The organism is uncultured Boseongicola sp. (assembly GCF_937988555.1).
Classification (GTDB): domain Bacteria; phylum Pseudomonadota; class Alphaproteobacteria; order Rhodobacterales; family Rhodobacteraceae; genus Boseongicola.
Genome location: NZ_CALJXO010000181.1, coordinates 1 through 4,195, shown reverse-complemented (window position 1 = coordinate 4,195; position 4,195 = coordinate 1). Strand labels below are relative to the sequence as shown.

Genomic DNA, 4,195 nt, shown 5'->3' with positions numbered 1-4,195 from the left:
AGCGCGTCGCGCATATCGCCGAATGTCGGCCCGAGATTTGCACGCTGGATTGTGGCACGATGAATTTTGCCGAAGCCGATTACGTGATGACCAACACGCCCGGCATGCTGCGGGCTATGGGCACGATGATGACCGAACTTGGCGTCAAACCCGAGATCGAAGCCTTCGACACGGGTCATCTGTGGTTTGCAAAGCAGTTGGTCGAAGAAGGCATTCTGTCCTCACCCGCCTTGGTGCAGCTTTGCATGGGCGTGCCTTGGGGCGCGCCGGATGATCTGAATACCTTCATGGCGATGGTGAACAATGTGCCGGTTGGATGGACCTATTCGGCGTTCGCGTTGGGCCGCAATCAAATGCCGTATGTCGCCGCCTCTGTCCTTGCGGGGGGACATGTTCGGGTGGGTCTTGAAGACAATCTAATGCTTGGACGCGGGCAGTTGGCGACGAATGCCGAACTGGTCGCGCGCGCGGTCGAGATTATCGAAAGCCTTGGCGCGCGGGTGATCGGGCCCGAAGATGTGCGCCGGAAGCTGGGCCTCACGAAGCAGGCGCAACGTCCATGAAGCGCGTGCTGATATACGGCGACAGCAACACCTTTGGCACCGGGCCGATGGCGGCCTTGAAGGATGATACGACCCTACCGCGCGGCGCACGCTGGGGCGATGTCCTGGGGGCCGACCTTGGGCTCGGTGTCGAGGTCGTAACCGAAGGTTTGCCGGGGCGCACAACTGTACACGATGATCCGGTCGAGGGGGCCTATCGCAACGGATTACGACCGCTTCGTGCGATCTTGGAGTCTCATAAGCCTCTAGATTTGCTGATAATTTGCCTAGGCACGAACGACGCGAAGAACCGCTTTGGCTTGAACGCCACCGACATCGCTTTAGGTGTTGCGCGTCTTGTGCGGGAAGCGAAGGCTCTGGACGTCACCGACAAGATTTTGGTGATCTGTCCGCCCGCCGTCCAAGAACGCGGTGATCTTGCCGCGATTTTTGAAGGGGCCGAGGCACGCAGCAAAGCTCTGCCAGAAGCGATGGAGCGCTTTGCTGGTGAAAATGGCGCTTCGTATTTTGACGCCGGGCAGGTGATCTCGGTCGATCCGATCGACGGCGTCCACTGGAACGCCACGTCCCACACGAAGCTTGGGCACGCCATCGCGCCTGTGATCCGCGCGTTGCTTGGATGAGCCGCCGCGTCGTCATCACAGGCGGTGCCGCAGGGATCGGCGCGCGGATTGCCGAACGTTTTGCTGACCTCGGTGACCAGGTCGCGATTTGCGATGCTGATGCGCAAGCCGTTGCCGCCTTCGCGGACGCACATCCCACTATTCGCGCCCGTGTGGCGAATGTCACCGACGCCGAAGCGATGGATGCGTTCCTCGGCGAGATTGAAACGGATTGGGGGGGCGCCGATGCGGTCTTTGCCAACGCAGGCACCGGCGGCCCCGCCGCGCGCATCGAAGATATCTCGCCCGAGGATTGGCGCGCCTGCCTCGCCGTTAACCTGGATGGCGCGTTCCTGACCTGCCGCTGGGCTGCGCGGGTGATGCGGGCGCAAAGGTCCGGGCTTATTGTGTTGACCTCGTCCACTTCGGGCCAGTGGGGCCACCCGCATCGCTCGCCTTACGCGACCGCGAAATGGGGCATTCTGGGCCTGATGAAAACGCTTGCGATGGAACTTGGCCCCGCAGGCGTGCGCGTTAACGCGATCTGTCCCGGCGCGGTCGAAGGCGAGCGGATGGAGCGGATGCTGGCCAACCAATCGCGCGCCAGTGGACGCAACGCCGACACCATCCGCGCGGCCTATGCGGACGGCACCAGCCTGCGCACTTGGGTTACGGCGGATGACATCGCAGAAGCGGGCGTCTGGCTGGCCTCGCACGGAGCCTCCAAAGTCACCGGGCAAGCCCTGACAATCGACGGACATACGGAGACGAATAGCGCATGAAAACAGCAGCGATTATCGGAGGCGGCGTGATCGGCGGCGGATGGGCCGCGCGGTTCTTGCTGAACGGCTGGGACGTGTCGGTGTTTGACCCCGACCCGGAAGCAGAACGTAAAATTGCCGAGGTACTGGCGCAGGCACGCTGGGCGTTGCCGATGCTGTATGACCGCGCGCTGCCCGCCGAGGGACAGCTGATCTTCGCGGCCACGCTGGAAGAAGCGGTAACCGGCGCGGACTACATTCAGGAAAGCGTGCCGGAGCGGATTGATCTGAAACACCAGGTCTATGCCCAGATTGCGGCAGCAAATTCGGATGCGCCGCTTGGCTCGTCGACCAGCGGCTTTAAGCCTTCCGAGTTGCGCGATGGCATGCCAACGGGGGGGCGCATCTTTGTCGCGCACCCGTTTAATCCGGTCTATCTCTTGCCGCTAATCGAGGTCGTTCCGGGCGATGGCGCGAATGAAGACGTCGTGGCGCGCGCGCGGAATATTCTAAGCAGCGTGGGGCTTTACCCACTTGAAATTAAGAAGGAAATCGACGCCCACATTGCCGACCGTTTCCTTGAAGCGGTCTGGCGCGAGGCACTTTGGCTGGTAAAAGACGGCATTGCGACGACAGAGGAAATCGATAACGCAATCCGCTATGGCTTTGGTCTGCGCTGGGCGCAGATGGGCCTGTTCGAAACCTACCGTATCGCGGGCGGCGAGGGCGGCATGGCGCATTTCATCGCCCAGTTTGGTCCCTGTCTTGAATGGCCCTGGACCAAACTGATGGACGTGCCGGAACTGACTGACGAGTTAATCCAGAAGATCGGCGATCAATCGGATGCGCAGTCGGGGCATCTGTCTATCCGCGAATTGGAACGCCTGCGCGACACCAATTTGATCGCAATAATGCGGGCCCTGAAAGCGCGCGGAAACGCGGCAGGGGCGCTGATTGCGGACCACGAAGAGACCCTACCGCGCCCGGATACAAGCGCGGTGCCAATGATCACGATCCGCCGCGTGATCCCAATTGATTGGACTGATTACAACGGCCACATGAACGAAAGCCGCTATGGTCAGGTCTACTCGGATGCGGCCGACGAGACGATGGTCGCGTTCGGCGCAGACGCCGACTATGTGGCGGCCGGCCTTAGCTATTTTACGGTTGAAAACACGATCAAATACCTAGTGGAAGCTCATGCGGGCGACGCCTGCCATGTCACTACGCGCATCCTTTTGGCCGAGGGCAAAAAGCTGAAGCTTTTCCACGAAATGCGCCGCGATGCGGATGGCGAGGTGTATTCAACTTGTACGCAGTTCCTGCTGCACGTCAGTCTTGTGACTCGCAAGACCTGTCCGCCGCGCTCCGACGTGGCCGAGAAACTTGCCAACCTTGCCGCAACTCATGCAGAGGGCGCATCATGAACTTTGGTCTGAGTGACGAACAAACGATGATCGTCGAGACTGTGCGCAGCTTCGTTGAACGCGAGATTTATCCCCATGAAGACACGGTTGAAAAATCCGGCGAGGTGCCCGTCGATCTTGCCCGGCAGATCAAACAAAAGACGCTTGATCTTGGCTTTTACGCCTGCAACTTCCCCGAGGACGTGGGCGGCGCCGGGTTGTCTCATGTCGACTTTGCATTGGTCGAGCGCGAGTTGGGCCGCGGTTCAATGGCGCTGACGCATTTTTTTGGACGCCCACAAAATATCCTGATGGCCTGCGAAGGCGAGCAGCGGGAACGCTATCTGCTTCCTGCCGTGCGCGGCGAACGAATGGACGCACTGGCCATGACGGAACCGGGGGCGGGCTCGGATGTGCGCGGCATGTCGTGTTCGGCGCGCCGGGACGGCGGGGACTGGGTGCTGAACGGCACGAAACACTTCATATCGGGTGCCGACCACGCGGATTTCGTGATCGTGTTTGCCGCAACGGGCGAGGATCAGACGCCACGTGGGCCGAAAAAGCGGATCACGACGTTCCTTGTAGATCGCGGCATGCCGGGGTTTACGATCCGCAATGGATATGCGTCGGTCAGTCACCGCGGCTACAAAAATATGGTCCTCGATTTCGACAATTGTCGTCTGCCGGATGCACAGGTTCTGGGCGAAGTCGATGGAGGCTTTGCGGTGATGAACGAGTGGCTTTATGCCACGCGTATCACGGTTGCGACAATGGCCGTGGGCCGCGCGCGACGGGTCTTTGATATGGGCTTGAACTACGCCGCCGAACGCAAACAGTTTGGGCAACAAATAGGAAAGTTTCAG

The 4,195-nt window shown here is 60.5% G+C and carries 5 protein-coding genes; all 5 read left to right on the top strand.

The genetic code is table 11. The features are described from left to right. On the top strand, window positions 1-563 hold a 563-nt coding region (locus tag Q1B15_RS09855), incomplete at its 5' end, for a 3-keto-5-aminohexanoate cleavage protein (protein WP_299753476.1). Continuing rightward, on the top strand, window positions 560-1,186 hold the full coding sequence (locus tag Q1B15_RS09850; RefSeq protein ID WP_299753474.1) for an SGNH/GDSL hydrolase family protein: 627 nt from the start codon (window positions 560-562) through the stop codon (window positions 1,184-1,186). The genes Q1B15_RS09855 and Q1B15_RS09850, both read left to right, overlap by 4 nt. After that, window positions 1,183-1,947, top strand: coding sequence for an SDR family oxidoreductase (locus Q1B15_RS09845; RefSeq protein ID WP_299753472.1), 765 nt, complete (start codon window positions 1,183-1,185; stop codon window positions 1,945-1,947). Before Q1B15_RS09850 ends, Q1B15_RS09845 begins: the two co-directional genes overlap by 4 nt. Then, complete coding sequence (locus Q1B15_RS09840; protein ID WP_299753470.1) at window positions 1,944-3,353, top strand: carnitine 3-dehydrogenase; 1,410 nt, start codon at window positions 1,944-1,946, stop codon at window positions 3,351-3,353. Before Q1B15_RS09845 ends, Q1B15_RS09840 begins: the two co-directional genes overlap by 4 nt. Next, a partial coding sequence (locus tag Q1B15_RS09835) for an acyl-CoA dehydrogenase family protein (RefSeq protein ID WP_299753468.1) occupies window positions 3,350-4,195 on the top strand: 846 nt, incomplete at its 3' end. The genes Q1B15_RS09840 and Q1B15_RS09835, both read left to right, overlap by 4 nt.